This is a genomic window from Streptomyces griseoloalbus (genome assembly GCA_014650015.1).
In the GTDB taxonomy this organism is placed as follows: Bacteria; Actinomycetota; Actinomycetes; order Streptomycetales; family Streptomycetaceae; genus Streptomyces; species Streptomyces griseoloalbus.
In genome coordinates, this window is record BMUD01000007.1 from 333,143 (window position 1) to 359,663 (window position 26,521).

Below are 26,521 nucleotides of genomic sequence, written 5' to 3' on the forward strand. Positions count from 1 at the left end.
AGTCCGTGTGCGAAGGGTGTGCACATCGGGAATGTCAGGGCGTTTCGGGCAGCTCCAGCCGGTTGGTCGCGAGCCGGTCGCCGATGGTGCGCAGCCCCACGAGGTCGTGCACATCGCCGGGCAGCGCGGAAACTTCGGTCACCGCCACCTCGGGGTGGAGCGCGGTGAAGCGGTCACGCGTGCGCTGCTCGCGCGAGAGCAGGTGCATGCGCTCGGCGTGCAGCCTCAGCAGGCTCGCGGTGAGCCGGTCGACGGACCGTTCCGAGTCGGGGCCGGAGTCCGTGTCCACGTTCGTGCCGTTGGTGCCGGCGCCTGGGCTTGTGCCGGTGTCGTCCGCGGTGGCGGGGGAGCCTCCGTCGGGAACGTCGTCCACCGGTGTCCCGGGTGCTGGGAGTTCTGAACTGCCGTATGTGTCGGGAGAGTTACGAAGTCCAGCTTTCCCGTCCTCCTGATCCACAATGCGGGAGTCCTCAAGATTTTCCGCAGCGGCGAGCGCCCGCTCGGCCGACAGCCGGTCAGCGCCGCTGCCGTGGACCCGGTTGAGCACCAGACCGGCCAGCGGCATGTCTTCGGCCGCCAGCCGCTCCACGAAGTACGCGGCCTCGCGCAGCGCGTCCCGCTCCGGGGCCGCCACCACCAGGAACGCCGTACCGGGCGCCTGGAGCAGCTTGTACGTGGCGTCCGCGCGCGTACGGAACCCGCCGAACATCGAGTCCATCGCGGCCACGAACGTCTGCACGTCCTTCAGCAGCTGACCACCGAGCACCTTGCCCAGCGCGCCGGTCATCATCGACATGCCGACGTTCAGGAACTTCATCCCCGCGCGGCCGCCGACCTTCGCAGGGGCCAGCAGGACGCGGATGAGCTTGCCGTCGAGGAAGGACCCCAGCCGCTTGGGCGCGTCCAGGAAGTCCAGCGCGGAACGGGAGGGCGGGGTGTCGACCACGATGAGGTCCCACTCGTCCCGGGACCGCAGCTGGCCCAGCTTCTCCATCGCCATGTACTCCTGCGTGCCCGCGAAGCCCGCCGAGAGCGACTGGTAGAAGGGGTTGCCCAGGATCGCGGTGGCCCGCTCGGGGTCCGCGTGCGCCTCGACGATCTCATCGAAGGTGCGCTTCATGTCGAGCATCATGGCGTGCAGTTCGCCACCCGCGGAGTCGTCGATTCCCTTCACCCGGCGCGGTGTGTTGTCGAGCGAGTCGATCCCCATGGACTGGGCGAGCCGGCGGGCCGGGTCGATGGTGAGGACCACCACCTTGCGCCCCCGCTCGGCCGCGCGCAGGCCCAGCGCCGCGGCGGTGGTCGTCTTGCCGACCCCGCCCGAGCCGCAGCACACCACGATCCGGGTGGCCGGGTCCTCGATCAGCGGGTCGATGTCGAGCGTGCGGGTGGGGGAGAGGCGGTGACGGGCCGGGTCGTGTGTCTGCGCCGGTTCCGGACGACTCATGACATCCCCTGCTTCCCCTGTTTCCGGTGCTTCCGGTACTTCCGACTCGTGACGGGGCCGGTACGGCGGTGGCGGTCGTGGTGTGGGTCCGCCACCCGCGCGGGAGCCGGCCGACGGCGGCGTGGTGGGACGGGCCCGGCGTGGTGGGTCCGGGGGCGGGCCGCGCGGGCGCGGTCGGTCATGACACGCCCTGTCCGCGCAGCTCCCTGGCCAGTGCGTACAGGCCGGCCAGGTCCATGCCCGCCGTGAGCAGCGGCAGTTCGTGCAACGGCGCGTCGAGGTCCGCCAGCGCGGCGCGCTGCTCCGTCTCCAGCGTGTACCGCTCGGCGTACTCCTCCGCCTGCGCGAGCAGGGGGTCCACCAGTCGCTCGGCATGTCCACCGCGCCGCGCCCCGCCGAGGCCGGCGGACGACAGTGCCCGCGCGACAGAGGAACGAGGGACCGCCGCGACGAGTTCCAGGCCTGCCGCGTCCAGCACCTGCGGGCGCACCATGTTCACGATGACCCGGCCCACCGGCAGCCGCGCCGAGCGCAGTTCCGCGATGCCGTCCGCGGTCTCCTGGACCGGCATCTCCTCCAGCAGCGTCACCAGGTGCACGGCCGTCTCCGACGACTTCAGCACCCGCATCACCGCCTGGGCCTGATTGTGTATCGGGCCGATCTTGGCGAGTCCGGCGACCTCGTCGTTCACGTTGAGGAAGCGGGTGATGCGGCCGGTCGGCGGGGCGTCCATCACGACGTAGTCGTAGACGAACCGCCCGTTCTTGTCCTTGCGCCGCACCGCCTCGCACGCCTTGCCGGTCAGCAGGACGTCCCGAACACCGGGGGCGATGGTGGTGGCGAAGTCGATCGCGCCGAGCTTCCTCAGGGCCCGGCCGGCGCTGCCGAGCTTGTAGAACATCTGGAGGTAGTCCAGAAGCGCCAGTTCGGGGTCGATGGCGAGCGCGTACACCTCGCCGCCCCCCGGTGCGACGGCGATCTTCCGTTCCTCGTACGGCAGCGCCTCCGTCTCGAAGAGCTGTGCGATGCCCTGCCGGCCCTCGACCTCGACGAGAAGCGTCCGCTTCCCCTCCGTGGCCAGGGCCAGCGCGAGGGCCGCGGCCACCGTGGTCTTGCCGGTTCCGCCCTTGCCACTGACGACCTGGAGCCTGCTCACGTCTTCGAGCCTAATTCCTCGCCGGGTGCCCCGGCGGATCCGGGTGGCAGTTCCCGGCAGTCGAGTCCCGGGCGCCGGGTGGGCAACGCGGTCGTGGTCGGCCGCCGGGACCGGCGACGGCAGCGACTAGAGTCGGCCGCATGACCAAGTGGGAATACGCGACTGTGCCGCTGCTCGTCCACGCAACGAAGCAGATTCTGGACACCTGGGGCGAGGACGGCTGGGAGCTCGTCCAGGTCGTGCCCGGGCCCAACAACCCCGAGCAACTGGTGGCCTACCTGAAGCGGGAGAAGCAGGGATGAGCGCCGTCGAGGCGAAGCTGGCCGAGCTGGGCCTGAGCCTGCCGGAGGTCGTCCCGCCGCTGGCTGCGTACCAGCCGGCCGTGCGGTCGGGGCGGTACGTCTACACCGCCGGCCAGCTGCCCATGGTGGACGGCAAGCTTCCGCTGACCGGCAAGGTCGGCGCGGAGGTCACCCCGGAGGAGGCGAAGGAACTGGCGCGCACCTGTGCGCTGAACGCCCTCGCCGCGGTCAAGTCCGTCGCCGGGGACCTGGACCGGGTGGCGCGCGTGGTGAAGGTCGTCGGCTTCGTGGCCTCCGCGTCCGACTTCACGGGCCAGCCGGCCGTCCTCAACGGCGCGAGCGAGCTGCTGGGTGAGGTGCTCGGCGACAAGGGTGTCCACGCGCGCAGCGCGGTGGGCGTCGCGGTGCTGCCGCTGGACGCACCGGTGGAGGTCGAGATCCAGGTGGAGCTCACGGAGGCGTAGCCCGGACGGCGGCCACGCGGACACGGCCCCGCCTTGCCGGGCACGGTCCGCGGGCCCCTCTCGCGTGGCCGGCTCCGCGTGTGACGCGCGGGGCCCGGCCCGACGGGCGGGCGGGCACGTGCCTGGGGGATCGGTGCCGGGTACCGGCTCGCGCATGCCTGCGGGCAGGGCCGGGCGGCCAGGCAGGGCCTCGGGTTTGCCGTTCCGGAGTCCGGAGGGCCCACGGACACGGGCGAGGCCCGTCGTGGCCCGGCGTCGGCTGGTGCCGGTCCGTCCGCGTGCCGACTGGTCCCGGTCGGTCCGCGTGCCGGCGGGCTCCGGTCGGTCCCGGGGTCCTCACACCGCCCCCTTGGGCACTCGAACATCCGGCCGTCACGGGATAGCCTCCGGCCATGGCGCATGCGCAGGCTGATGGGCAGTGGTACCCGCCGGAGTGGCCGGAGCGGATCCGGGCGCTCGCGGGGGGCGGCCTCACGCCGGTCACACCGAAGCGTGCGGCCACCGTCATGCTGCTCAAGGACACCGGCGACGGTCCCGCCGTGCACATGCTGCGCCGGCGTACGTCCATGGCGTTCGCCGGCGGCGCGTACGCCTACCCCGGCGGCGGCGTCGACCCGCGTGACGACGACCGGCACGTGCGGTGGGCGGGCCCCACGCGCGCGTGGTGGGCGGACCGGCTCGGCGTCGACGAGACGGGCGCCCAGGCGATCGTCTGCGCGGCCGTGCGGGAGACGTACGAGGAGGCCGGCGTCCTGCTGGCCGGACCGACCCCGGACACGGTGGTCGGCGACACCACGGGCGAGGGCTGGGAGGCGGACCGTGCCGCGCTCGTCGCGCGGGAGACGTCCTTCGCGGAGTTCCTGGACCGCCGCGGACTGATGCTGCGCTCGGACCTGCTCGGCGCCTGGACGCGCTGGATCACCCCCGAATTCGAGCCCCGCCGCTACGACACGTGGTTTTTCGTCGCCGCGTTGCCCGAGGGCCAGCGCACCCGCAACGCCTCCACGGAGGCCGACCGCACGGTGTGGATCGCCCCGCGCGAGGCGGCCACCGCGTACGACCGGGGCGAGCTGCTGATGATGCCCCCGACGATCGCGACCCTGCGCCAGCTCACGGCGTACGGGACGGCCGCGGAGGCGCTCGACGCGGCGCCCGCGCGGGATCTCACTCCGGTGCTGGCCACCGCGCGCCTGGTGGAGGGCGAGATCGTGCTCTCCTGGCCGGGACACGACGAGTTCACCCAACACATCCCGACCGGTGGAGGCCCCGCATGACGGACGCAAGCACCCTTCCCGGCCAGCCACGGGGCGGGGTCCTCTCCGGCCCGGCCACCGCACGTGCCGTCAACGTGCTGGCCCCCAACCCCTCGGCGATGACCCTGGACGGCACCAACACCTGGATCCTGTCGGAACCGGACTCCGACCTCGCGGTCGTGGTCGACCCCGGCCCGCTGGACGACGGGCACCTGCGGCATGTCGTCGGCACGGCGGAACAGGCCGGAAAGCGTGTGGCGCTCACCCTGCTGACGCACGGTCACCCCGACCACGCCGAGGGCGCCGCCCGGTTCGCCGAGCTGACCGGCACGAAGGTGCGGGCACTGGACCCGGCGCTGCGGCTCGGGGACGAGGGGCTGGCCGCCGGGGACGTCATCACCGTCGGGGGCCTGGAGCTGAGGGTCGTACCGACCCCGGGCCACACGGCCGACTCCCTGTGCTTCCACCTTCCGGCCGACCGGGCAGTCGTCACCGGAGACACCATCCTGGGCCGCGGTACGACGGTCGTGGCCCATCCCGACGGCCGCCTCGGCGACTACCTGGACACGCTGCGCCGGCTCAGGTCCCTCACGGTCGACGACGGCGTCCACACGGTCCTGCCCGGCCACGGGCCCGTCCTGGAGGACGCCCAGGGCGCCGTCGAGTACTACCTCGCCCATCGCGCCCACCGCCTCGCCCAGGTCGAGACGGCCGTCGAGGACGGGCACCGCACCCCGTCCGAGGTCGTCGCCCACGTCTACGCCGACGTCGACCGCTCCCTGTGGCCCGCCGCCGAACTGTCGGTGCGGGCCCAACTGGAGTACCTGCAGGAGCACGGCCTCATCTAGGACCTGTCGTTCTCCGGGCCCGTCGTTCTCCGGGCCTGTCGTTCTCCGGGCCCGTCGTTCTCCGGGCCCGTCGTTCGGCGCGGGTCAGCGGGAGCGCTTCGCGAGGCGTTCGACGTCCATGAGGATCACCGCGCGGGCCTCCAGGCGGAGCCAGCCGCGCTGGGCGAAGTCCGCCAGGGCCTTGTTGACCGTCTCGCGGGACGCGCCGACCAGTTGGGCCAGCTCCTCCTGCGTGAGGTCGTGCACGACGTGGATGCCCTCCTCGGACTGCACGCCGAAGCGGCGGGAGAGATCCAGCAGGGCGCGGGCGACACGGCCCGGGACGTCCGAGAAGACCAGGTCCGACATCGCGTCGTTGGTCTTGCGCAGGCGGCGCGCGACCGCCCGCAGCAGCGCCGTGGCGACCTCGGGGCGGGCGCTCAGCCAGGGCTGGAGGTCGCCGTGGCCCAGGCCGAGCAGCTTGACCTCGGTGAGTGCCGTGGCGGTCGCGGTGCGCGGACCCGGGTCGAAGAGCGACAGCTCACCGATCAGTTCGCCCGGGCCGACCACGGCGAGCATGTTCTCGCGGCCGTCGGGGGACGTGCGGTGGAGCTTGACCTTGCCCTCGGTGACCACGTAGAGGCGGTCGCCGGGGTCGCCCTCGTGGAACAGGGAGTCGCCCCGTGCCAGGGTCACCTCACTCATGGAGGCGCGAAGCTCCGCGGCCTGCTCGTCATCGAGCGCCGCGAAAAGCGGGTTCCGCCGCAGAACGTCGTCCACGAGTTCTCTCCTTGTCGACCTGCTCAGGGGATCTTGTTCCCCCACGTACCAGGGGACCGTGGTGCCCATTTTGCCGGACGGTCCAAACAGTGTGATCTGTCACAAGGATGCCGTACGGGCCGGTCGGGGTAAGCGGCAGGGGTCCAATTGGACGCCGATCTTCAGGGTCCGGGGCGGATGTCGGTGCAGGGTCGTAGGCTGGCCGGGTGTCCAAATCGCCGGTGAGAGCACAGGCCGAGGGGGCTGCGCGGTGGTAGTGCGGGGTGATTCCGCTGTGGGCGAACAGGGCTCCGACGGCGGTAGGGAAACGGCGAAAGCGACAAAGAAGGCGTCGGTGGAAAAGAAACCGACGGCCCGCGCGAGCAGGGCCGCCTCCGAGGAGAAGAGCGCACCGGCGAAGAAGGCCGCCGCCGGGAAGGCGGCGGCGCCCGCGGGCGGAGCCGCGGCGAAGAAGGCGCCGGACAAGAAGGCGCCGGAGAAGCCGGATAAAAAGCCGCCGGGGAAGGCGCCGGGGAACAAGGCGCCGGCCAAGAAGGCGACCGCGCGGAAGACGGCTGTGAAGAAGACGATCGCGCGGAAGACGACAGCGAAGACGACAGCGAAGGCGACCGCGAAGGCGACCGCGAAGGCGACAGCGGCCGCGAGTGCGCCCGCTGTGGACAGGGCTGCCGCCCTCGTCAAGAAGGCCCCGCCCGCCAAGAAGCCGCTCGTCGCCCCCAAGAAGGCCACCGCGGCCGTGAAGGCCGCCGCGGTGAAGACCGTCGTGAATCCGGCCCAGGACGAGTCGCGTACCGCGCTGGTCCGGCGGGCCCGCCGGATCAATCGCGAGCTCGCCGAGGTGTTCCCGTACGCCCACCCGGAGCTGGACTTCGACAACCCCTTCCAACTCGTCGTCGCCACCGTGCTGTCGGCCCAGACCACCGACCTGCGCGTCAACCAGACGACCCCCGCCCTCTTCGCGAAGTACCCGACCCCCGAGGACCTGGCCGCCGCCAACCCCGAGGAGGTCGAGGAGATCCTGCGCCCGTGCGGGTTCTTCCGGGCCAAGACGCGCTCGGTGATGGGGTTGTCCAGGGTGCTGGTGCAGGAATTCGGCGGCGAGGTGCCGGGCCGGCTCGAGGATCTCGTGAAACTGCCCGGCGTGGGCCGCAAGACCGCCTTCGTCGTGCTCGGCAACGCCTTCGGCCGCCCCGGCATCACCGTCGACACGCACTTCCAGCGCCTCGTGCGCCGCTGGCGCTGGACTGGGGAGACCGACCCCGACAAGATCGAGGCGGCCGTCGGCGCGCTCTTCCCCAAGAGCGACTGGACCGACCTCTCGCACCACGTCATCTGGCACGGCCGCCGGATCTGCCACGCCCGCAAGCCCGCCTGCGGTGCCTGCCCCATCGCGCCGCTCTGCCCGGCGTACGGCGAGGGCGAGACCGACCCGGAGAAGGCGAGGAAGCTGCTGAAGTACGAGAAGGGCGGCCTCCCGGGCCAGCGTCTGAAGCCGCCGCAGGCCTACCTGGACGCCGGGGGCAGGCCCGCCGCGCCGCTGGGGGCCGGATGACGGAGCGGCGTACGCGGCGGCGCGCGGAACGATCGCGGGGCAGCCGGGCGTTGGATTCGGGGAACGTAGCCGGACGGCGGGGGTGGCGATGACGCGGACGAGCGATACCCAGGGCGGCCCGGTGACGCTCAGCAGCAAGGGACTGCCCGACTGGCTGGACCCGGTGGTGCGCGCGGCGGAGACGGTCGCGCCGAAACAGCTGAGCCGCTTCCTGCCCCCGGAGAACGGCACGGGGCGCCAGTCCGCCGTCCTCATCCTCTTCGGCGAGGGCGAGCGCGGCCCGGAGCTGCTGCTCATGGAGCGGGCGAGCTCGCTGCGGTCGCACGCCGGGCAGCCGTCCTTTCCCGGCGGCTCCCTCGACCTGGAGGACGGTGACCCACAGGGCGACGGGCCGCTGCGGGCCGCTCTCCGCGAGGCCGAGGAGGAGACCGGGCTCGACCCGTCCGGCGTCCAGCTCTTCGGCGTCCTGCCGAAGCTCTACATCCCGGTCAGCGGCTTCGTCGTCACACCCGTGCTGGGCTGGTGGCGCGTCCCCAGTCCGGTCGGTGTCGTCGACCCGAACGAGACGGCGCGGGTGTTCACCGTCCCCGTGGCGGATCTCACCCACCCCGACAACCGGGCGACCGCGGTCCACCCCAGCGGTCACGAAGGACCGGCATTCCTGGTCCAGTCGGCTTTGGTGTGGGGCTTCACGGCCGGGGTGATCGACCGGTTGCTGCACTTCGCGGGGTGGGAGCGCCCCTGGGATCGGGACAAGCGGGTCCCGCTGGACTGGCGGTCATGACAGGGTGGGCGCCGTGCTGGGTAGGACGAGGCGAGGCGTGAAGCGGTGAACGTGCTGGACATCCTGTTGCTGGTCGCCGCCGTGTGGTTCGCGATCGTCGGCTACCGCCAGGGCTTCGTCGTCGGCATCCTGTCGGTGATCGGCTTCCTGGGCGGCGGTCTCGCCGCCGTCTACGCGCTGCCCGTCATCTGGGACGCGCTGACCGACGACTCCGAGGTCAGCACGACGGCCGCCGTCGTCGCGGTCGTCGTCGTCATAGTCTGCGCCTCCATCGGCCAGGCGCTGACCACCCACCTCGGCAACAAACTGCGCCGCTACATCACCTGGTCCCCGGCCCGCGCGCTGGACGCCACGGGTGGAGCCCTGGTCAACGTCGTCGCGATGCTCCTGGTCGCGTGGCTGATCGGCTCGGCGCTCGCCGGTACGACGCTGCCGACGCTCGGCAAGGAGGTCCGCAGCTCCAAGGTGCTGCTCGGGGTGTCCCGGGCCCTGCCCGGCCAGGCCGACACCTGGTTCGCCGACTTCTCCTCCGTCCTCGCGCAGAACGGATTCCCCCAGGTCTTCAGCCCGTTCGCCAACGAGCCGATCACCGACGTCCAGCCCCCCGACCCGGCCCTGGCGGGCAGCCCCGTCGCCCTCCGCGCGCAGCGCTCCATCGTCAAGGTCACGGGCACCGCGCCGAGCTGCGGAAAGGTTTTGGAGGGCACCGGTTTCGTCTTCGCCGACCGCCGCGTCATGACCAACGCCCATGTCGTGGGCGGCGTCGACGAGCCGACCGTGCAGATAGGCGGCGAGGGGAAGAAGTACGACGCGACGGTCGTCCTCTACGACTGGGAGCGCGACATCGCCGTCCTCGACGTACCCGATCTGAAAGCGCCCGCGCTGCGGTTCACGACCGAGGACGCGAGCAGCGGTGACAGCGCGATCGTCGCCGGCTTCCCGGAGAACGGGGCGTACGACGTGCGCGCCGCGCGCCTGCGCGGACGCATCACGGCCAACGGCCCCGACATTTACCACCGCGGCACGGTCCGCCGTGACGTGTACTCCCTGTACGCGACGGTCCGTCAGGGCAACTCCGGCGGCCCGCTGCTCACCCCCGAGGGCACGGTCTACGGCGTGGTCTTCGCGAAGTCGCTCGACGACGCCGAGACGGGGTACGCGCTCACCGCGGACGAGATCCAGGAGGACATCGCCAAGGGCCGCAGCGCGAACCAGCAGGTGGACAGCGACAGCTGCGCGCTCTAGGGCCTGTCTGACCATTCGCGTCGTCGCCCGCAGGGCGGCCTCGCGGCGTCAGGTGCGTGCTCTCGGCGTGCCGGGCGTAGAGCCTCGTACTGGATGTACTCGGCTCTGCGCCCGGTGCGGCGAGAGTGCGTGCATGGCGTCGCGAGGCAGGCGGGAATCGTCAGACAGGCCCTAGACGAGACACGGGCCGTCTGCCCGCGAAAGGGTGCAGTCTCCCCGTACGGGCGGGCTGTCCAACCCCTGCGGGCGTGCCGCCTGCCCGTACGAGCGTGCTGTCTGCCCCCCTGCGGGCGTCCTGTCCGCCCCCTGCGGGCGTGCCGTGTGCCCGTACGAGCGTGCCGTCCAGCCGTACGAGGAGGAGTGGTACGGACCGTCAGCCGCGCGGGTGACGCAGGCGGACGGAGACCCAGCGGGCCCGGCGGCGGAGGATGCGCGGGATTCCCACCCTGAGGTCCGTACCTGCCATCTGTGGTGCACCGCCTCGCTGGTGGGAACCCATACCGCCCGCCGAGCGGCGATTGCGGCTTGCGTCACTGTAATCGTGCGTCCAGCCCATACCCCGACGTGTGCCCCCGCCCCATGGTCGGTAATCGCCTCACGGGCCCTCAATTGGCCTATGCGCCAGGCAATTGGCGTTCGTCGGACAAGCGTTCAGGCGCGTGGGCCGGAAGTGGTACCGGGAGCGTTCGATCGGTTACCGATCCGGCTCCGGATCCTTCAGCCAGTTGATCAGTTCTGTCGAGAAAGCGACCGGATCCTCCTCGTGCGGGAAGTGGCCGAGCCCGTCGAACAGCCGCCAGCGGTAGGGCGCTTCGACGTACTCCCCGGATCCGGCGGCACTGCGCGTGCGCACCACGGGGTCCAGTGAGCCGTGCAGATGCAGCGTCGGCACCCGCACCGGCCGCTTCATCCTGCGGTTGAACTGGATGCCGTCCGGGCGGGCCAGGGAACGCACCATCCAGCGGTACGGCTCGATCGAGCAGTGCGCCGTGGACGGGATGCACATGGCCCGCCGGTAGTTCTCCAGCGCCTTCTCGTCCGGCAGGCGGGGCCCGGACCAGTCCCGGATGAGCTTGCCCACCAGCGCCCCGTCGTCCGCGGTGAGCCGGCGCTCCGGGATCCAGGGCCGCTGGATTCCCCAGATGTGGGACATGGCGGCGGACTGCCTGGCGTCGGAGAGCATCGCCGACCGCCAGCGCCGCGGATGCGGCATGGACGCGACCGCCAGCCGCCGTACGAGCTTGGGGCGCATCGCCGCCGCCGTCCACGCCAGATATCCGCCCAGGTCGTGTCCGACCAGCGCGGCGTCCGGTTCGCCGAGGGAGCGGATGACCCCGGTGATGTCGAGCGCGAGGTTGGCCGGGTCGTAACCGCGTGGCGTGCGGTCGCTGCCGCCGACACCCCGCAGGTCCATGGCGACGGCCCGGAACCCGGCGTCGGCGAGCGCCGTCAGCTGGTGCCGCCAGGTCCACCAGAACTGCGGGAAACCGTGCAGCAGGAGCACCAGGGGCCCCTCGCCCAACTCCGCGATGTGGAAGCGGGCGCCGTTGGCGGCGACGTCCCGGTGGATCACCGCGGCGTCGCCGGGGATGTCGAGCCGTACGACCGAAGCGGGTTGCGACCAGGGGGATTGCCCCAACGGGGTGGCGGGGTCCGTCATGAGGACGAGCGTGCCACAGCCTCGATGGCCTGGGGGACCCGGTCCTCCGGCAGCTCGGGACGCGGATGGGGCTTGGCCTTCTGCAGCACGCCCGCCGTCTCCTTCACCGAGGCGGCGACCTTCTGCGGTCCCCGGCCCTTCTTCGCCTTCTTGGCGAAGACGACGCCGATCAGTGCGAGGACCAGCGCGATCAGCACGTTCGCCGCGAAGGAGAGCAGGAAGCAGATCGCGAGGTTCCAGTCGCTCCAGGTGCGGATGCCGTACGCCAGGGCGAAGCTCAGCATCGGCAGGGAGAACAGGAGCAGCAGGCCGGCCGCCAGGAACGCGCCGCCGCTGGTCGCGCCCCGCTTGACGTCCTGCTTGAGCTGCGCCTTCGCCAGCGCGATCTCGTCGTGCACCAGCGCCGACATGTCAGCCGTAGCCGAGGCGAACAGCTGGCCGATGCTGCGTTCGGCGCCGACCGGGCTGCCGTCGGGTGCGCTCATCGCGGTCTCCCTCTTCTGCGTACGTTCTGCGTACGTTCTTCGTGCCTGCGCGTACGGTTCAGTCTGCCGTCTGACGGTCCGGGTCCGGCTGCTTGTGTCCGACGGGTCGTGTCCGACTGCCGATCCCCGTCTTTTGTACCGTCCCGTCAGATCATGCCGGACCGTCGTGGTCCTCGCCTGCCCCGCCCGTCATGTCGGCAAGCGCGTCCCGCTCAGCGGCCTTCTCCCGGGCGAGTCGCCGGTGCTCGGCGGCCTTCCGCTCGTGGATCTCCGCCATGCGCAGGTGGTAGGCCGGGTCGTCCTGCTCATAGACGTCCGGGACCCGGTTGTGGTCCTCGTCGCGCTCCTCTTCCTCGGTCAGCCTGCGGTACTTGGCGTTCCGTATCTTCAGCAGCACCGCCGCGAGGGCGGTGGCGATCAACGAGCCGGTCAGGACGGCGGCCTTGACGCTGTTCGTCATCGACGTGTCGTCCTCGAAGGCGAGTTCTCCGATGAGCAGCGAGACGGTGAAACCGATTCCGGCGAGGGTCGCCACGGCGAACACGTCCGCCCAGGCCAGCTCGTCGCTGAGCGAGGCCCGGGTGAAACGGGCCGTCAGCCACGTACCGCCGAAGATGCCGAGCGTCTTGCCGACGACGAGACCGAGCACCACACCGAGCGTCTCGGGCTGGGTGAACACCTCCGCGAGCGCACCGCCGGAGACCGTCACGCCGGCGCTGAACAGAGCGAACAGCGGCACCGCGAGGCCCGCCGAGAGCGGCCGGACGAGATGCTCGATGCGCTCGCCGGGGGCGTGGTCCTCGCCGCTGTGGCGGTGGCAGCGCAGCATCAGGCCCATGGCGACACCGGCGATGGTGGCGTGGATGCCGCTGTTGTACATCAGCCCCCACACGACGAGCGCGAGCGGGACGTACACGTACCAGCCGCCTACGCCCTTGCGCAGCAGCAGCCAGAAGACGACGAGGCCCGCGACCGCGCCGCCGAGCGCCGCGAAATTCAGGTCGTCGGTGAAGAAGACGGCGATGATCAGGATCGCGAACAGGTCGTCGACGACGGCGAGGGTGAGCAGGAAGGCGCGCAGCGCGCTCGGCAGAGAGGTGCCGATGACGGCGAGTACGGCGAGCGCGAAGGCGATGTCGGTGGCGGTGGGCACGGCCCAGCCGGCCAGGGAGCCGCCGCCCGCGCCACTGGTGAGCGTGTAGACCAGCGCCGGTGCGGCCATGCCGCAGAGGGCGGCGACGACGGGCAGGGCGGCGGCTCTGGGATCGCGCAGGTCACCGGCGACGAGTTCGCGCTTGAGCTCGATCCCGGCCACGAAGAAGAAGATGGCGAGCAGTCCGTCGGCGGCCCAGTGCGCCACGGACAGGTTCAGCCCGAGGGCTTCGGGACCGAAGTGGAAGTGGCTGACACTCTCGTAGCTGTCGTGCAGGCCGGGTACGTTCGCCCAGACCAGCGCGGTGACGGCGGCGACGAGCAGCAGGACGCCGCCGACGGTCTCGGTGCGCAGCGCGTCCGTGACGTAGGCCCGCTCGGGCAGAGAGAGGCGGCCGAAGGCCTTGCGGGGACTGGGGGTGCGGGGCGCGGTCACGGATGAATCCTCTGGTCGACGAGCAGCACGAATCGCGTGCCGACCAGACTTCCCGGCGCTCCATGAGACAGCAGCTTCGTCCTGAGCTTATCCAACATGCTTCGGGGACCGCACCAGCAGCGCCCGGGGCCGACCGTGGCGCCCGCGTCCGGGCCGACCGTGGCACGCGTACCCGTGGCCGACCGTGGCACCGCACCGGGGGCCGGCCGTGGCACCGCACCGGGGGCCACGTGGGCATTCGTACACCAGGCCGACGGGGCACCCGCACCCGAGGACGGGGTACCCGCATCCGATGCTGACGGGGGCACCCGGCGCATGGGTGCGCGGGTGCCTCCCGTCCTCCGGCGTGAGCAGCCGGTGCCCGCTCAGTCCTCGCTGGGCGCCTGGGGCAGCTTGGCCTGGATCAGGTCCATCACCGCGGAGTCGGTGAGCGTGGTGACGTCACCGAGCTGACGGTTCTCCGCGACGTCGCGCAGCAGGCGGCGCATGATCTTGCCGGAGCGGGTCTTCGGCAGCTCGGCCACCGGCAGGATCCGCTTGGGCTTGGCGATCGGGCCGAGCGTGGTGCCCACGTGGTTGCGCAGCTCGCCGACCAGGTCCTCGGTCTCGGCCGCCGTGCCGCGCAGGATCACGAAGGCGACGATCGCCTGGCCGGTGGTCTCGTCCGCCGCGCCGACCACGGCCGCCTCCGCGACCGACGGGTGGGAGACCAGCGCGGACTCGACCTCCGTGGTGGAGATGTTGTGCCCGGAAACGAGCATGACGTCGTCGACCCGGCCGAGCAGCCAGATGTCGCCGTCGTCGTCCTTCTTGGCACCGTCACCGGCGAAGTACTTGCCCTCGAACCGCGACCAGTAGGTGTCGATGAACCGCTGGTCGTCGCCCCAGATGGTGCGCAGCATCGACGGCCACGGCTCGGTGAGCACCAGGTAGCCACCGCCGCCGTTGGGCACCTCGCTCGCCTCGTCGTCGACGACGGTCGCGGAGATGCCGGGCAGCGGGGTCTGGGCGGAGCCCGGCTTGGCGTCGGTCACGCCCGGCAGCGGCGAGATCATGATGCCGCCGGTCTCGGTCTGCCACCAGGTGTCCACCACCGGGGTGCGGTCCGCGCCGATGTTCTTGCGGTACCAGATCCACGCCTCGGGGTTGATCGGCTCGCCGACGGAGCCCAGCACCCGCAGCGAGGACAGGTCGAACTTCGCGGGGATGTCGTCGCCCCACTTCATGAACGTCCGGATCGCGGTGGGCGCCGTGTAGAGGATCGTCACCCCGTACTTCTGCACGATCTCCCAGAACCGGCCCTGGTGCGGGGTGTCCGGGGTGCCCTCGTACATGACCTGGGTGGCGCCGTTGGCGAGGGGGCCGTAGACGATGTACGAGTGCCCGGTGACCCAGCCGACGTCGGCCGTGCACCAGTACACGTCGGTCTCGGGCTTCAGGTCGAAGACGGCGTGGTGGGTGTACGTCGTCTGGGTCAGGTAGCCGCCGGAGGTGTGCAGGATGCCCTTGGGCTTACCCGTCGTGCCCGAGGTGTAGAGGATGAACAGCGGGTGTTCGGCCTCGAAGGCCTCCGGGGTGTGCTCGGCGCTCTGCCGCTCGACCAGGTCGTGCCACCACACGTCGCGGCCCTCGGTCCAGGCGACGTCCTGGCCGGTGCGGCGGACGACGAGGACGTGCTCCACGTTCTCCACGCGTCCGACGGCGTCGTCCACGGCCGGCTTGAGTGCGGAGGGCTTGCCGCGCCGGTAGCCACCGTCGGCGGTGATGACGACCTTGGCGTCGGCGTCCTGGATACGGGTCGCGAGCGCGTCCGCGGAGAAGCCGCCGAAGACGACGGAGTGCGCGGCACCGATACGGGCGCAGGCCAGCATCGCGACGGCGGTCTCGGGGATCATCGGCATGTAGACGGCGACCCGGTCGCCCTTTCGGACGCCCAGCTCCAGCAGCGCGTTGGCGGCCTTGGAGACCTCGTCCTTGAGCTGGGCGTACGTGATGGCGCGGCTGTCGCCCGGCTCGCCCTCGAAGTGGATGGCGACCCGGTCGCCGTGCCCGGCCTCCACATGCCGGTCCACGCAGTTGTAGGCGACGTTGAGCTCGCCGTCCTTGAACCACTTGGCGAACGGCGGGTTCGACCAGTCGAGGGTCTCTACGGGCTCCTTGGCCCAGGTCAGCCGGCGGGCCTGCTCGGCCCAGAAGCCGAGCCTGTCAGCCTTGGCCTGTTCGTACGCCTCCGCCGTGACGTTGGCGTTCGCGGCCAGGTCGGCGGGGGGCGAGAAGCGACGCTCCTCCTTCAGAAGGTTGGCCAGGCTTTCATTGCTCACGGCATCTGCCTTTCCCAGGGTGTCCGTTGTGTCCCAGGCCACAGCTCATCAGACCCGGGGGTGCGATGACAAGGGCCGACGGGAAATTGGTTTAGACCTGTCGGGTGGTTGGTGGACACGGCCACGGGCCCGTCGGTCACCCCTTCCCACGGGCCCCGGAGCGAGCCGGTTCAAGGTGTGTAACGCCTCTCACACCCGGACGCCTCGCCTCACATCGCCAGGTCCACGGCCCGCACCCGGTCGAACACCTGCTCCTCGTCCCGCTCCGTGAGGAGATACGCCTGGGCCTCACCCACGTGGAAGTACAGCCCGTGCAGCTCCAGGGTCCCGTCCTTCAGGGCCCGGGCCACCGGATCATGGGCACGCATATGTTCCAGCTGCTGCGCCACGTTCGTCAGGCAGAGCCGCTCGACGGCGTCGGCGGGCGTTCGGTCGGCCAGCCGCGGCCGGGGCCCGCTCGTGTCGTCCATGCGCATGCGCTCCAGGCTCGGTCGCCCGTGCCGCAGCCACCGTCTCAACGGCGTGTGGGCGCCGTCCGGGTCGGAGTCGAGCAGCGCGTGCATCGCGCCGCACCCCGAGTGCCCGCACACCGTGATCGACCGCACCGCCAGCACCTCCACGGCGTACTCGATGGCGGCCCCCACCGAGTCGTCACCGCTCTCCGCGCCGGGCGGCGGCACAAGGTTGCCGACATTGCGCACCACGAACAGGTCTCCGGGACCACTGGACGTGATCATGGACGTGACCACCCGTGAATCGGCGCAGGTCAGGAACAGCTGTGTGGGTCGCTGTCCCTCGCGCGCCAGCCGGGCGAGCTCGCCGCGCACCAGGGGAGCGGTGCTGCGCTGGAAGGTACTGATCCCGCGCATCAGGTCGTGGCCGCCGGTGCCGGTCGGCACCTGCTCGCCCTCATGGGAGCTGTCTGTGCCTTCTGATCCGTGTGCTCCGTTCTCCGCCTCGGTCGGGCTCGGCCGTCGGTCGCCGCCCGGCAGGGAGTGCGGGCGGTCGCACTGGTGGTTGCGCCAGGCGGTCCAGGGCCGGCAACGGCAGTCGGCGTCGGAAGCGCCGGCCTCCTCGGGCCCGACGGCGGGGTTCACGGAGGAGAGGGCCGCGGGTTCGGCGATCCGGACCCCGGCGCGACGGCCGGTGACGGCGACGGTGCCACCCCGCGCGGTGTGCGTGCTCTGCCAGTCCTGCAGCGTCTCGTACGCCGCGTGGTCCATGAAGGACCCGTCCAGCGCGACCACGACGTCGGTGCCCGGGGGTACCAGGTGCAGGGCCCGGCTGAGTCGGGGCACCGCGAGGAACGTCAACTGGCCCCGTACGTGCAGGTGATGGGCTCCCTCCTTCTCATCGTGCGTGATACGGGTGCGGGTGAGCCGGTGCAGGGCCACGCCGACGGCCATGGCGATGCCCAGTGCCACGCCCTCCAGAACGCCGAGGGACACGACGCCGAGGGTGGTCACGGCGTAGACCAGGACTTCCCGGTGGCGGGTCACCGTGCGGATGTGGTGCAGGGACACCATCTGGATGCCGACGGCCATCACCAGGGCGGCGAGCGAGGCGAGCGGGATGCACTCCAGGAGCGGGACCATCAGCAGCGCGGCGGCTACTACCAGAACGCCGTGCAGCATCGTGGAGTTCCGGCTCACGGCACCCGCGTGGACATTGGCGGAACTGCGGACCGCGACCCCGGCCACGGGCAGGCCGCCGAGCGAGCCGGAGACGATGTTGGCCGCGCCCTGCCCGAGCAGTTCGCGGTCCAGGTCGGACCGCGTGACATGGCCGGGACCGGGGCGGCCCGACACCATCTTGTCCACGGCCACCGCGCCGAGCAGCGACTGCACGCTGCACACCAGCGTCGTGGTGAGCACGGCGCCGACGAGGCCGAGCACGGGCCCCTCGGGCAGTCCGGCCAGGGCGTGGTTGCGCCAGGACGGCAGATCCACCTTGGGCAGGACCAGGCCGGCCACGGCGGCCACGGCGGTGGCGCCGGCGACGGCGACGAGGGCGGCGGGGACCGTCCGGCAGACGCGCCCGGCACGGCCCGGTACCCGTGGCCAGAGCAGGAGCAGGGACAGCGTCAGCAGGCTCACCGACAGGGCCGCGGGGTGCAGGTTCGCCAACTGGGCCGGAAGCGCGCGCAGGTTGTCGGGGACGGAGCTCTGCGGGGTGCCGCCGAGGACGATGTGCAGCTGGGCGACGGCGATGGTGACGCCGATGCCGGCGAGCATGCCGTGCACGATCGCGGGGCTGACGGCGAGCGCGCCGCGCGCCACCCGCAGACAGCCCAGGCCGAGCTGGGCGAGACCGGCGAGGACGGTGATGGCACAGGTCGTCCGCCATCCGTAGTGCTGGATGAGATCGGCGGTCACGACGGTGAGTCCGGCGGCCGGGCCGCTGACCTGGAGTGGGGAGCCACCGATCCGTCCGGCGACCAGTCCGCCCACGGCCGCTGCGACCAGGCCGGCCTGCAGTGGCGCGCCGGTGGCGAGTGCGATGCCGAGGGACAGGGGGAGGGCGATCAGGAAGACCGCGATCGAGGCCGACACATCGGCGCTCGCGATGCGGAAGCGCCGGGGTCCGGTCGGCGGTGGGCTGTGGGGTGGGTGGGTGCGCTCGGTGCGGTCCGAGTCGGCGGCGCGGGCGGGAACGCAGGCTGACATGGTCTCCCGTCTCCTCCGGGTCTGCGCGGTCGCGGAACTGGTGGGCCCCGCTCGACGGCGGGGCGGTCGCGGCCGTGGGGCACGGCCTCAAAACAGCGGGATGCATCAACAATCAGTAAATGAATCGTAATCCAGAGTAAAGGCCTGGCATGGACTTTCCGGGCAAATGGAGTAATCAATCATCCCGGCGAGTGAATTGGACAGTTCATCGGCTTGTCGTATTAATTCCTTCTCCGTCCCGTGCGACTTTGGCGGCGCTGTCGGCATGGACCGGCACAGCACCCGACAACGCCCTCATCGAGCTCGGCCCGAGAGAAGGAAGAAGGTGGGCGGATGGCCGCCACCCACAGGATCGCCACGGGCACCGTGATCGTCGCGGTCTGCTTCGCCTCGCTCGCCGGCTGCGGGACCGGCACCGACGACACCGGCGAACAGGTGCGGGACCGGGGCAAGGCCCACCCGGCCCCCGCACCGAAGAACGTCGTCCGGCTGATCGGCGACGGCTCCACCGCGTACACGGGGGCGCAGCCCCACCTGCCCCGTCCCGAGCGGCTGAAGCCCGGTGAAAAGCCCCCGCAGTTCGTGGTCTTCTCCTGGGACGGCGCGGGCGAGGACGGCCAGAAGCTGTTCTCCCATTTCCGCAAGGTCGCCAAGGAGAACAACGCGACCATGACGTACTTCCTGAGCGGCGTTTACCTCCTGCCGGAGGAGAAGCGTGACCTGTACCGCCCGCCGCAGCACTCCCCGGGCCGCTCCGAGATCGGCTTCAACGACCGGCAGGGCATCGCCGACACCGTGAAGCAACTGCGCCTGGCCTGGCTCGAGGGCAACGAGATCGGCACCCACTTCAACGGACATTTCTGCGGCAGCGACGGTGGGGTCGGCGAGTGGTCGGTTGCGGACTGGAAGGACGAGATCTCCCAGGCCAAGCGCTTTGTGAAGAGCTGGAAGACCAATGCCGGCATGAAGAACTCGGCCCCGCTGCCCTTCGACTACGACAAAGAGCTCATCGGCGCCCGCACCCCCTGCCTGGAGGGGCGGAAGAACTTCATGAGGGCTGCCCGGGACCTGGGCTTCCGCTACGACACCAGCGGGATCGGCAACCAGGAGTGGCCGAAGAAGAAGCACGGACTGTGGGATCTGCCGTTGCAGCTCGTGCCCTTCCCCGGGCACTCCTTCGAGCAGCTCACCATGGACTACAACTTCATGGTCAACCAGTCCGGGACCACCACTCAGGGCGACCCCGCCAAGCACGACCTGTGGGGCGACCAGATGCGGGATGGCCTCCTCCAGGGCTTCGAGAGGGCCTACGAGGGCAACCGTGCGCCCCTGATCATTGGGAACCACTTCGAGTCCTGGAACGGCGGCACCTACATGCGGGCCGTCGAGGAGGTCGTCGAGGAGGTCTGCACCCAGTCCGACGTGCGCTGTGTCTCCTTCCGGCAACTCGTGGACTGGCTGGACGCCCAGGACCCGGCGACCCTGGCGAAACTGCGCACGCTGGACGTCGGCGAGGCTCCGAAGCGGGGCTGGAGGTCCTTCCTGGCCGGCGGCCCGGCCCCGGCCCCCAAGGGGGTGCCCGGAGCCCCGGCGGCCAAGCGGTGAACGTCAGGCGGACGCCGTGACGTTCTCGCCGAGCACGAAACCGGGGTCGATCTGAGCCGCCAGGTCGGCCCCGGTGCGCTCGTTCCCCCACGACCGGGCGTTCTTCAGATGGAAGTGCACCATCTGGCGGGTGTAACGCTCCCGGTCGCGCCGCTGGTACGTCGCATCGACGGCCGTGCGCAGCAGGCGCAGGGCGTGCCGGTTGGGCTCCTCCAGGAGTGCGAACCGGGGCGGCCGGCCCTTCTCCATGGCCCGCACCCAGTCCGAGTGCCCCACCGTCACCAGCAGGTCGTCCCCGACCTCCGCGCGGAGGAAGTCGAGGTCGTCCGGGCCCTGCACCTTGTTGCCGACGACCCTCAGGGTGACGTCGAAGTCGCGGGCGTACTCCTTGTACTGGCGATAGACGGAGACCCCCTTCCGGGTCGGCTCGGCCACGAGGAAAGTGATGTCGAAGCGGGTGAACATGCCGGAGGCGAAGGAGTCCGAGCCGGCCGTCATGTCGACCACGACGTACTCGCCGGGGCCGTCCACCAGGTGGTTCAGGCAGAGCTCCACCGCCCCGGTCTTGGAGTGGTAGCAGGCGACTCCCAGGTCGGCGTCGGTGAAGGTGCCGGTGACCATCAAACGGACGGCTCGGCCGTCGAGTTCCACCGGCCGCGCGCAGGCGTCGTAGACCGGGTTGTCCTCGCGCACGCGCAACAGCCGGGAGCCCTCACCGGGCGGCGTCGTCTTGATCATCGTGTCGGCGGACGTGATGCGCGGATTGGTGCCGCGCAGATAGTCCTTGATCAGCGGCAGGTGCGCGCCCATCGCGGGCAGGGCGGCGGCCTCCGCCTCGTCCAGGCCCAACGCGGCCCCGAGGTGCTGGTTGATGTCGGCGTCCACCGCGACGACCGGGGCGCCGTCGGCCGCGAGATGACGGATGAACAGAGAGGACAGGGTCGTCTTCCCGCTGCCGCCCTTCCCCACGAAAGCAATTTTCATGTTCACCAAGCGTAATGGAATGGTAGCCGTGTGTGGCGATGCCGCGTGAAGAAGGCCACTCCATCGTGGGGTGGGCGCCCGGGGTGCGTAGGGTCGTACTCATGAGTACGACAGGCGCGACCGCCGATCCGCCCCCAGGCTCCCGGAAGAGCCCGAGCAGCGGGGATCCCCTTGCGGCCCTGGGCTCTCTGCCCGGCGTGGCCGAGTCCGTGGAGTCCGTGCGCAAGGCCGTGGACCGGGTCTACGGGCACCGGGTCATGCGACGGCGCAGCAACGAGATCACCTCCGAGGCGGCGTTGCGCGGCGCCCGTGGCTCGGCGGCGCTGTCGGGCGCGGACTGGGCCCTGGAGGAGGTGCGCCGGCGCAGTGACTTCAGCGGCGACGACGACGCGCGCACGATGGGCGCCGCCCTGCGTCTGACCGCCGAGGCGGGCCAGTTGCTGTCCATCTGGCGGCAGTCGCCCCTGAGGGTGCTGGCCCGGCTGCACCTGGTCGCCGCGGCGGACAAGGCCGAGCGGGTCGGGCGGCCCCGGCAGGAGGGCGAGCTGGTCGACGAGCCGTCGATCGGGCTTCCGCTGCCGAGCGCGGCGGAGGCGCACGGCAGGCTGGAAGGGCTGGCCGAGCTGGTCATCGCGGGCGGTTCCGCCCCGGCGCTGGTGACGGCCGCCGTCGTGCACGGTGAAATCCTCGCGCTGCGCCCCTTCGCCTCCCACAACGGCCTGGTCGCGCGCACGGCCGAGCGCATCGTCCTGATCGGCAGCGGACTGGACCCGAAGTCGGTCTGCCCCGCCGAGGTCGGCCATGCCGAGCTGGGGCAGGGGGCCTATCTGAAGGCGCTGGAAGGCTATGTCTCCGGTACTCCCGAAGGAGTGGCCGCCTGGATCGCCCACTGCGGGCGCGCGATCGAGCTGGGGGCGCGTGAGTCGACAGCGGTGTGCGAGGCGCTGCAGCGCGGGGCGGCATAAAGGGCCGGAGAAGGGGCTGCGCAGTGATGCGGCGGTACGATCGCTCGTACCGCCGCTGGCATGTTCACCGCGTTACCAAGCGTCCTCGAGATATACCCATCAGGTCGGGAACTTTGCCCGTCACCTGGTGCGGCTGGCCCGTAATCGACGGGTCGACGTCGCGTGGGTGCCCGGTGTTCATGCTCGGTCCGTGGGGCCAAATGCGTTGTGAAGGTGATCCTCTCGGATGTCCTTGGTCTCGCGGGCCGTTAAGTCCTTTGTACTCCGGGTTCGAAGCAAGCGGAAGTCCTGTCCCTGCTTCCTTTACTTTTACGTTCAAAGACGTGTTGAACGGGCGCCGATATGGCGAACGTGACCGGTGATTGCCCGCATGCCACGGAGAAGGGCGGGTCAGGCGACCGTCGCGCGGCGCCGGCTGGCGTACCAGACGAGGCCCGCGGTGGCCGCCGCGGCTCCTATCGCGGCCGCCGCGACCAGGGCGGGGCGCGGCGGTACGGAGAACGTGGGGAAGCGCTGCTTGAGCCGTACCGGCCGATGGAAGTCGAGGATCGGCCACCCGCGCGTGAGGGCCTCCTTGCGCAGCGCGCGGTCCGGGTTCACGGCGTGCGGGTGGCCCACGGACTCCAGCATCGGCACGTCGGTCGCCGAGTCGCTGTAGGCGTAGCAACGGGCCAGGTCGTAGCCCTCGGACTCGGCCAGTTCCCTGATCGCCTCGGCCTTGGTCGGGCCGTACGCGTAGTACTCCACCTCGCCGGTGAAGCACCCGTCGTCGCCCACCACCATGCGGGTGGCCACGACCCGGTCCGCGCCGAGCAGTTCGCCGATCGGCTCCACCACCTCGGCGCCCGAGGTGGACACGATCACGACGTCGCGTCCCGCGGTGTGGTGCTGCTCGATGAGGGTGGCGGCCTCGTCGTAGATGATCGGGTCGATCAGATCGTGCAGCGTCTCGGCGACGATCTCCCTGACCTGCTGGACGTTCCAGCCGCGGCACAGTGCGGACAGGTACTTGCGCATCCGCTCCATCTGATCGTGATCCGCGCCACCGGCGAGGAAGACGAACTGGGCGTATGCGGTTCGCAGGACCGCCCTGCGGTTGATCAGGCCGCCTTGGTAGAACGACTTGCTGAACGTGAGCGTGCTCGACTTCGCAATGACCGTCTTGTCCAGGTCGAAGAAGGCGGCTGTGCGGGGCAACGAGTGGTTTTCCACGTCCTTGAGCATAGGTGCAGCCCATTCGGCGTAAGGTGGGGCGCGTTGGTTTGCCTGAGATGGCTCTCGGGTACACCATGGAAGTCACGGATCGTTCGCGACCGTGTCTAACCCGGTCCGACTCCTCCCCCCCCCGAGTCGGCCGTGGGGACGACCCCCGCTCTCCCCCCCGGCGGGGGTCGTCGCATGTCCGGGTGGGTTTTCTCCCTTCTCTTCACGGCTGATGCGGTGCGGGGTGCCGACCGCGAGGCGTGTTGTCGTGGGCATGACTAGTTACTCGCGGTAGCTGTCGGGATGCTCTGTGGGGGGCACGCGGGAGATCTGCCGGGCTCACCGGTATGGGTGGCCGCGATATCCACAGCCGTCGACTCGTCCACAGTTATCCACCAAGATCCACAAGTTTTTCCGGATCGCTGCACCGTGATTCCAGCGCGTCCCGCTCGTCGTGAGTTCACACCCACTTCCGTTTGCCGGGTCGCGTATGGCCGGTTCCCTCCGGCCGTTCATAGGAAGGCCGCTTGCCGGTTCTTCCACGTCCGGGAATCGCGGGGCCGCAGGGGCTGCGCGAGAGATACAGCAAAGGGGGACGAACATGGCCGGAACCATCACGCACGAGCCGCCGCCCACCGCCGGAGGAGGCCGGCCGGGCGCACCGCTGATCGTCACCGAGGACCCCGCGCTCCTCGACGACCTGTTGCGCCTGTGCGCGGCGGCCGGCGCGACACCGGAGGTCCAGCACGGGGTGCCGGAACCGAGGGGCAGCTGGGAGGCCGCACCGCTCGTCCTGGTCGGCGACGACGCCGCGCGGCGGGTGCGCGGTGCGGCGCGCCGGTCAGGGGTGGTGCTGGTCGGCCGCGATCAGGACGATCCCGGGGTATGGCGGCGGGCCGTCGAGATCGGTGCCGACCATGTGCTGATGCTGCCCGACGGCGAGCAGTGGCTGGTCGACCGCATCGCCGACGTGGCCGAGGGCGTCGGACGGCCCGCCCTGACCGTCGGCGTCATCGGCGGACGGGGCGGCGCCGGAGCGTCCACGCTCGCGTGCGCCCTCGCCGTCACCTCCGCGCGTGAGGGACTGCGCACCCTCCTGGTCGACGCGGATCCGCTGGGCGGCGGCCTCGACGTGGCGCTCGGCGGCGAGACGGCCAAAGGACTGCGCTGGCCCGCGTTCGCCGCGTCACGCGGTCGGGTCGGCGGCGGCGCCCTGGAGGAGTCACTGCCGGAACTGCACTCGCTGCGGGTGCTCAGCTGGGACCGCGGCGACTGCCTCGCCGTCCCGCCCCGGGCGGTACGGGCGGTGCTCGCCGCGGCACGGCGGGGCGGCGGCACCGTCGTGGTCGACCTGCCGCGCCGCGTCGACGACGGGGTCGCCGAGGCCCTGGCCCAGCTCGACCTCGGACTCCTCGTGGTCCCCGCGGAACTGCGCGCCGTCGCGGCGGCGGGGCGCGTCGCCTCCGCCGTGGGCATGGTCCTGCGCGACCTGCGCGTGGCGGTACGCGGACCGTACGCGCCGGGCCTGGACGACCGTGAGGTCGCCCGGCTCCTCGGACTGCCCCTCGCGGGAGACGTGCCCGTCGAGCCCGCCCTGCAGCGCCCGTACGAGACCGGGCGACCACCCGGGGCGTCGGGTCGGGGCCCGCTGGCCCGCTTCTGCAAGGAGTTCTGGGAGCGGGCGCTGGTGGAGGCGAGGGCGTCATGAGGAGGCCGACGGTGACCGGGGCGGGGATGCCTCCCGGTCTGCTCGACGGGGTGCGGCGGTGGCTGGCCGAGAGCGGGGCCGATCCGACTCCCGCGCGGGTGGCGCAGGCACTGCGGGATCAGGGGCGGGTGCTCGGGGACGCCGAAGTGCTGGTGGCGGCCGAGCAGTTGCGCTCGGAGCTGGTCGGCAGCGGGCCGCTGGAGAGGTTGCTGGCCGATCCGTCGGTGACCGACGTGCTGGTGTCGGCGCCGGACCGGGTCTGGGTGGACCGGGGCGGAGGGCTGGAGCTCACCGAGGTCTCCTTCCCGGACGCGACGGCCGTCCGGCGTCTGGCACAGCGGCTCGCCGCCGTGGCCGGCCGACGCCTGGACGACGCCCGGCCCTGGGTCGACGCGCGGTTGCCCAACGGGGCTCGGCTGCACGCGGTGCTGCCCCCGGTGGCCGTGGGCTGCACCTGTCTGTCCCTGCGGGTCGTACGGCCGCGCGCGTTCACGCTCGAGGAACTGGTGGCGGCCGGGACGGTGCCGCCGGGCGGTGACCGCGTGCTGCGGGCACTGCTGGACGCGCGGTTGTCGTTCCTGGTCAGCGGGGGGACCGGCAGCGGCAACCCCAATCTACTGCTGTGACACCTCTCAATCGATCTTGCTTGGAGTCCTTTCCGGGACCCCAAGTAACCGCCTCTGACCTGCGGCTTTGTAGCTCGATTCTGTGGTTACGGTGATCGCCTTCGAATCCAAGGTGACAGCAAAAAGCGGCCCCGGGCGGCGACGGGGACGCCGACCGGGGCCGCGGCCTCAGCCTGGGCGCGGGCCCTGGCTGGGCGGGTCAGGGCTTGCGCGGGATCACGAAGCCCCGCACAGGCCGCGGTTCCTGCGGGTCGCGGGACTCCGGCTGCCGCGCGCGCTTCCACGCCGCCACCAGCTCCGCGTGCCGCGGGTCGATCCACTCGGACATAGCCACCTCCGCGCTCAGGCTACGGTCACGCCGACTTCGATATGGGCCGAACTCGACCGCATCAATGGGTGAGCGGCCCGTCCCCGACGGGGGCACGGGGTCGGGCCGCTCGGTCCCGCTACCGGTCCGGCCGGCGGACTACGGGCCGGGAGCGGGAGTCTGGTGAGCTATCGGCCGCAGCCGCCGCGGCCCAGGCCCAGGGCTGCGGCTATCTGGTCGGCCTGTGCCTGCGCGGCCACCACCGGGGGGTCGATGTAGTCCCACTCGCACCGGCCTGGGTGGTGCTGGAAGATTGTGCAGCCGGTGGCCAGTGGGCCGCGCCGGTTCATGCAGCAGTCGAGGTCCGCCAGCGCGTGACCCGGTGTCCCGTCCCTCCAGCACACGAAGACGTCCGAGTCGGGATCCGTGCGTGACCCGGTGCGGAGGAAGGCCGCGTGGAAGTCGTGGTCGACGTCCTCGAGGAGGCACTGGAGCGCCGGGTACGAGGCCCACTCGATGGAGTCGTGAGGAGAGGTGATCGTCTCTGCCAGCGCCCGGGTCTCGTCGTCCACCTGGGTTGTGGCCGTGCACCG

General features: G+C 71.2%; 22 protein-coding genes and 2 pseudogenes. 11 read left to right on the forward strand and 13 right to left on the reverse strand.

All coding sequences use genetic code 11. The annotated features are described in order from the left end of the window. Positions 1–34 precede the first annotated feature (34 nt). Entirely contained in the window at positions 35–1,447 is a 1,413-nt protein-coding gene (bagB, locus tag IE178_RS14015) for an ATPase BagB (RefSeq protein ID WP_193512475.1), read from the reverse strand. A gap of 178 nt (positions 1,448–1,625) precedes the next feature. Then, positions 1,626–2,603: an ATPase BagA gene (gene bagA / locus IE178_RS14020; protein ID WP_184764987.1), complete on the reverse strand. Its 978-nt coding sequence runs from the start codon at positions 2,601–2,603 to the stop codon at positions 1,626–1,628. 140 nt (positions 2,604–2,743) lie between these two features. Here bagA and sp36 point away from each other — a divergent pair, with 140 nt between their 5' ends. The 4 genes from sp36 to IE178_RS14040 all read left to right on the forward strand — a co-directional run bounded on the left by sp36 (position 2,744) and on the right by IE178_RS14040 (position 5,470). Further along, the gene (gene sp36 / locus IE178_RS14025; protein WP_142194045.1) at positions 2,744–2,905 is read left to right on the forward strand and encodes a Sp36 family protein; all 162 of its coding nucleotides are present in this window, start codon (positions 2,744–2,746) and stop codon (positions 2,903–2,905) included. Then, positions 2,902–3,369: a RidA family protein gene (locus IE178_RS14030; RefSeq protein WP_184764988.1), complete on the forward strand. Its 468-nt coding sequence runs from the start codon at positions 2,902–2,904 to the stop codon at positions 3,367–3,369. The genes sp36 and IE178_RS14030 overlap by 4 nt, the downstream gene beginning before the upstream one ends. A 392-nt stretch (positions 3,370–3,761) precedes the next feature. Then, positions 3,762–4,643 carry an NUDIX hydrolase gene (locus tag IE178_RS14035; RefSeq protein ID WP_193512476.1) on the forward strand — a complete coding sequence of 294 codons (882 nt, stop codon included), beginning with the start codon at positions 3,762–3,764 and terminating at the stop codon, positions 4,641–4,643. Further along, positions 4,640–5,470, forward strand: coding sequence for an MBL fold metallo-hydrolase (locus tag IE178_RS14040; RefSeq protein WP_184764990.1), 831 nt, complete (start codon positions 4,640–4,642; stop codon positions 5,468–5,470). The genes IE178_RS14035 and IE178_RS14040 overlap by 4 nt, the downstream gene beginning before the upstream one ends. Before the next feature lie 84 nt (positions 5,471–5,554). Here IE178_RS14040 and IE178_RS14045 read toward each other — a convergent pair whose 3' ends face one another. Then, a complete protein-coding gene (locus tag IE178_RS14045) occupies positions 5,555–6,229 on the reverse strand; it encodes a Crp/Fnr family transcriptional regulator (protein WP_184764991.1) in 675 nt (224 codons plus the stop codon). Between the two features lie 334 nt (positions 6,230–6,563). On the opposite strand from IE178_RS14045, the gene nth reads away from it, so the two are divergent. From nth to IE178_RS14060, 3 genes are all read left to right on the forward strand, one after another. Continuing rightward, positions 6,564–7,781 carry an endonuclease III gene (gene nth, locus IE178_RS14050; protein WP_318280033.1) on the forward strand — a complete coding sequence of 406 codons (1,218 nt, stop codon included), beginning with the start codon at positions 6,564–6,566 and terminating at the stop codon, positions 7,779–7,781. A gap of 88 nt (positions 7,782–7,869) precedes the next feature. Next, positions 7,870–8,565, forward strand: a complete 696-nt coding sequence (locus tag IE178_RS14055; protein ID WP_184764992.1) for an NUDIX hydrolase — start codon at positions 7,870–7,872, stop codon at positions 8,563–8,565. A 45-nt stretch (positions 8,566–8,610) separates the two neighbouring features. Beyond that, a complete protein-coding gene (locus IE178_RS14060; RefSeq protein WP_184764993.1) occupies positions 8,611–9,810 on the forward strand; it encodes a MarP family serine protease in 1,200 nt (399 codons plus the stop codon). A gap of 373 nt (positions 9,811–10,183) precedes the next feature. Here IE178_RS14060 and IE178_RS35930 read toward each other — a convergent pair whose 3' ends face one another. The 6 genes from IE178_RS35930 to IE178_RS14085 form a co-directional block, all read right to left on the reverse strand. Further along, positions 10,184–10,366 carry a hypothetical protein gene (locus tag IE178_RS35930; protein WP_229876306.1) on the reverse strand — a complete coding sequence of 61 codons (183 nt, stop codon included), beginning with the start codon at positions 10,364–10,366 and terminating at the stop codon, positions 10,184–10,186. Between the two features lie 138 nt (positions 10,367–10,504). Next, on the reverse strand, positions 10,505–11,470 hold the full coding sequence (locus IE178_RS14065) for an alpha/beta fold hydrolase (protein ID WP_184764994.1): 966 nt from the start codon (positions 11,468–11,470) through the stop codon (positions 10,505–10,507). Further along, the gene (locus IE178_RS14070) at positions 11,467–11,955 is read right to left on the reverse strand and encodes a phage holin family protein (protein ID WP_184764995.1); all 489 of its coding nucleotides are present in this window, start codon (positions 11,953–11,955) and stop codon (positions 11,467–11,469) included. The genes IE178_RS14065 and IE178_RS14070 overlap by 4 nt, the downstream gene beginning before the upstream one ends. A gap of 151 nt (positions 11,956–12,106) precedes the next feature. After that, positions 12,107–13,543 carry a Na+/H+ antiporter NhaA gene (nhaA, locus tag IE178_RS14075; RefSeq protein ID WP_193512477.1) on the reverse strand — a complete coding sequence of 479 codons (1,437 nt, stop codon included), beginning with the start codon at positions 13,541–13,543 and terminating at the stop codon, positions 12,107–12,109. Between the two features lie 365 nt (positions 13,544–13,908). Next, positions 13,909–15,864, reverse strand: a complete 1,956-nt coding sequence (gene acs, locus IE178_RS14080) for an acetate--CoA ligase (RefSeq protein WP_193512478.1) — start codon at positions 15,862–15,864, stop codon at positions 13,909–13,911. A 209-nt stretch (positions 15,865–16,073) separates the two neighbouring features. Then, positions 16,074–18,530: a SulP family inorganic anion transporter gene (locus IE178_RS14085; RefSeq protein ID WP_193512479.1), complete on the reverse strand. Its 2,457-nt coding sequence runs from the start codon at positions 18,528–18,530 to the stop codon at positions 16,074–16,076. Positions 18,531–18,863: 333 nt separating this feature from the next. On the opposite strand from IE178_RS14085, the gene IE178_RS14090 reads away from it, so the two are divergent. Next, positions 18,864–20,135, forward strand: a complete 1,272-nt coding sequence (locus IE178_RS14090) for a polysaccharide deacetylase family protein (protein ID WP_184765051.1) — start codon at positions 18,864–18,866, stop codon at positions 20,133–20,135. A 3-nt stretch (positions 20,136–20,138) separates the two neighbouring features. On the opposite strand, the gene IE178_RS14095 is transcribed toward IE178_RS14090, so the two are convergent. Then, complete coding sequence (locus IE178_RS14095) at positions 20,139–21,119, reverse strand: ATP-binding protein (protein ID WP_184765052.1); 981 nt, start codon at positions 21,117–21,119, stop codon at positions 20,139–20,141. A 101-nt stretch (positions 21,120–21,220) separates the two neighbouring features. On the opposite strand from IE178_RS14095, the gene IE178_RS14100 reads away from it, so the two are divergent. Further along, positions 21,221–22,084, forward strand: a complete 864-nt coding sequence (locus tag IE178_RS14100) for a Fic family protein (protein ID WP_318280034.1) — start codon at positions 21,221–21,223, stop codon at positions 22,082–22,084. A gap of 390 nt (positions 22,085–22,474) precedes the next feature. Here the strand turns inward: IE178_RS14100 and IE178_RS14105 are convergent, their stop codons facing one another. Beyond that, on the reverse strand, positions 22,475–23,308 hold the full coding sequence (locus IE178_RS14105) for an HAD family hydrolase (RefSeq protein WP_184765053.1): 834 nt from the start codon (positions 23,306–23,308) through the stop codon (positions 22,475–22,477). Between the two features lie 580 nt (positions 23,309–23,888). Here IE178_RS14105 and ssd point away from each other — a divergent pair. Both ssd and IE178_RS14115 read left to right on the forward strand, forming a co-directional pair. Then, positions 23,889–24,995 (forward strand): septum site-determining protein Ssd, encoded by a 1,107-nt coding sequence (ssd, locus tag IE178_RS14110; protein ID WP_184765054.1) that lies wholly within the window; start codon positions 23,889–23,891, stop codon positions 24,993–24,995. Next, positions 24,992–25,615 (forward strand): annotated as a pseudogene (locus IE178_RS14115) (ATPase, T2SS/T4P/T4SS family); the annotation flags it as partial. The gene ssd and the pseudogene IE178_RS14115, both read left to right, overlap by 4 nt. A 205-nt stretch (positions 25,616–25,820) precedes the next feature. Here IE178_RS14115 and IE178_RS35935 read toward each other — a convergent pair. Both IE178_RS35935 and IE178_RS14120 read right to left on the reverse strand, forming a co-directional pair. Next, on the reverse strand, positions 25,821–25,949 hold the full coding sequence (locus tag IE178_RS35935; protein WP_318280035.1) for a hypothetical protein: 129 nt from the start codon (positions 25,947–25,949) through the stop codon (positions 25,821–25,823). Positions 25,950–26,116: 167 nt separating this feature from the next. Further along, positions 26,117–26,521: pseudogene (locus IE178_RS14120) on the reverse strand (hypothetical protein); the annotation flags it as partial.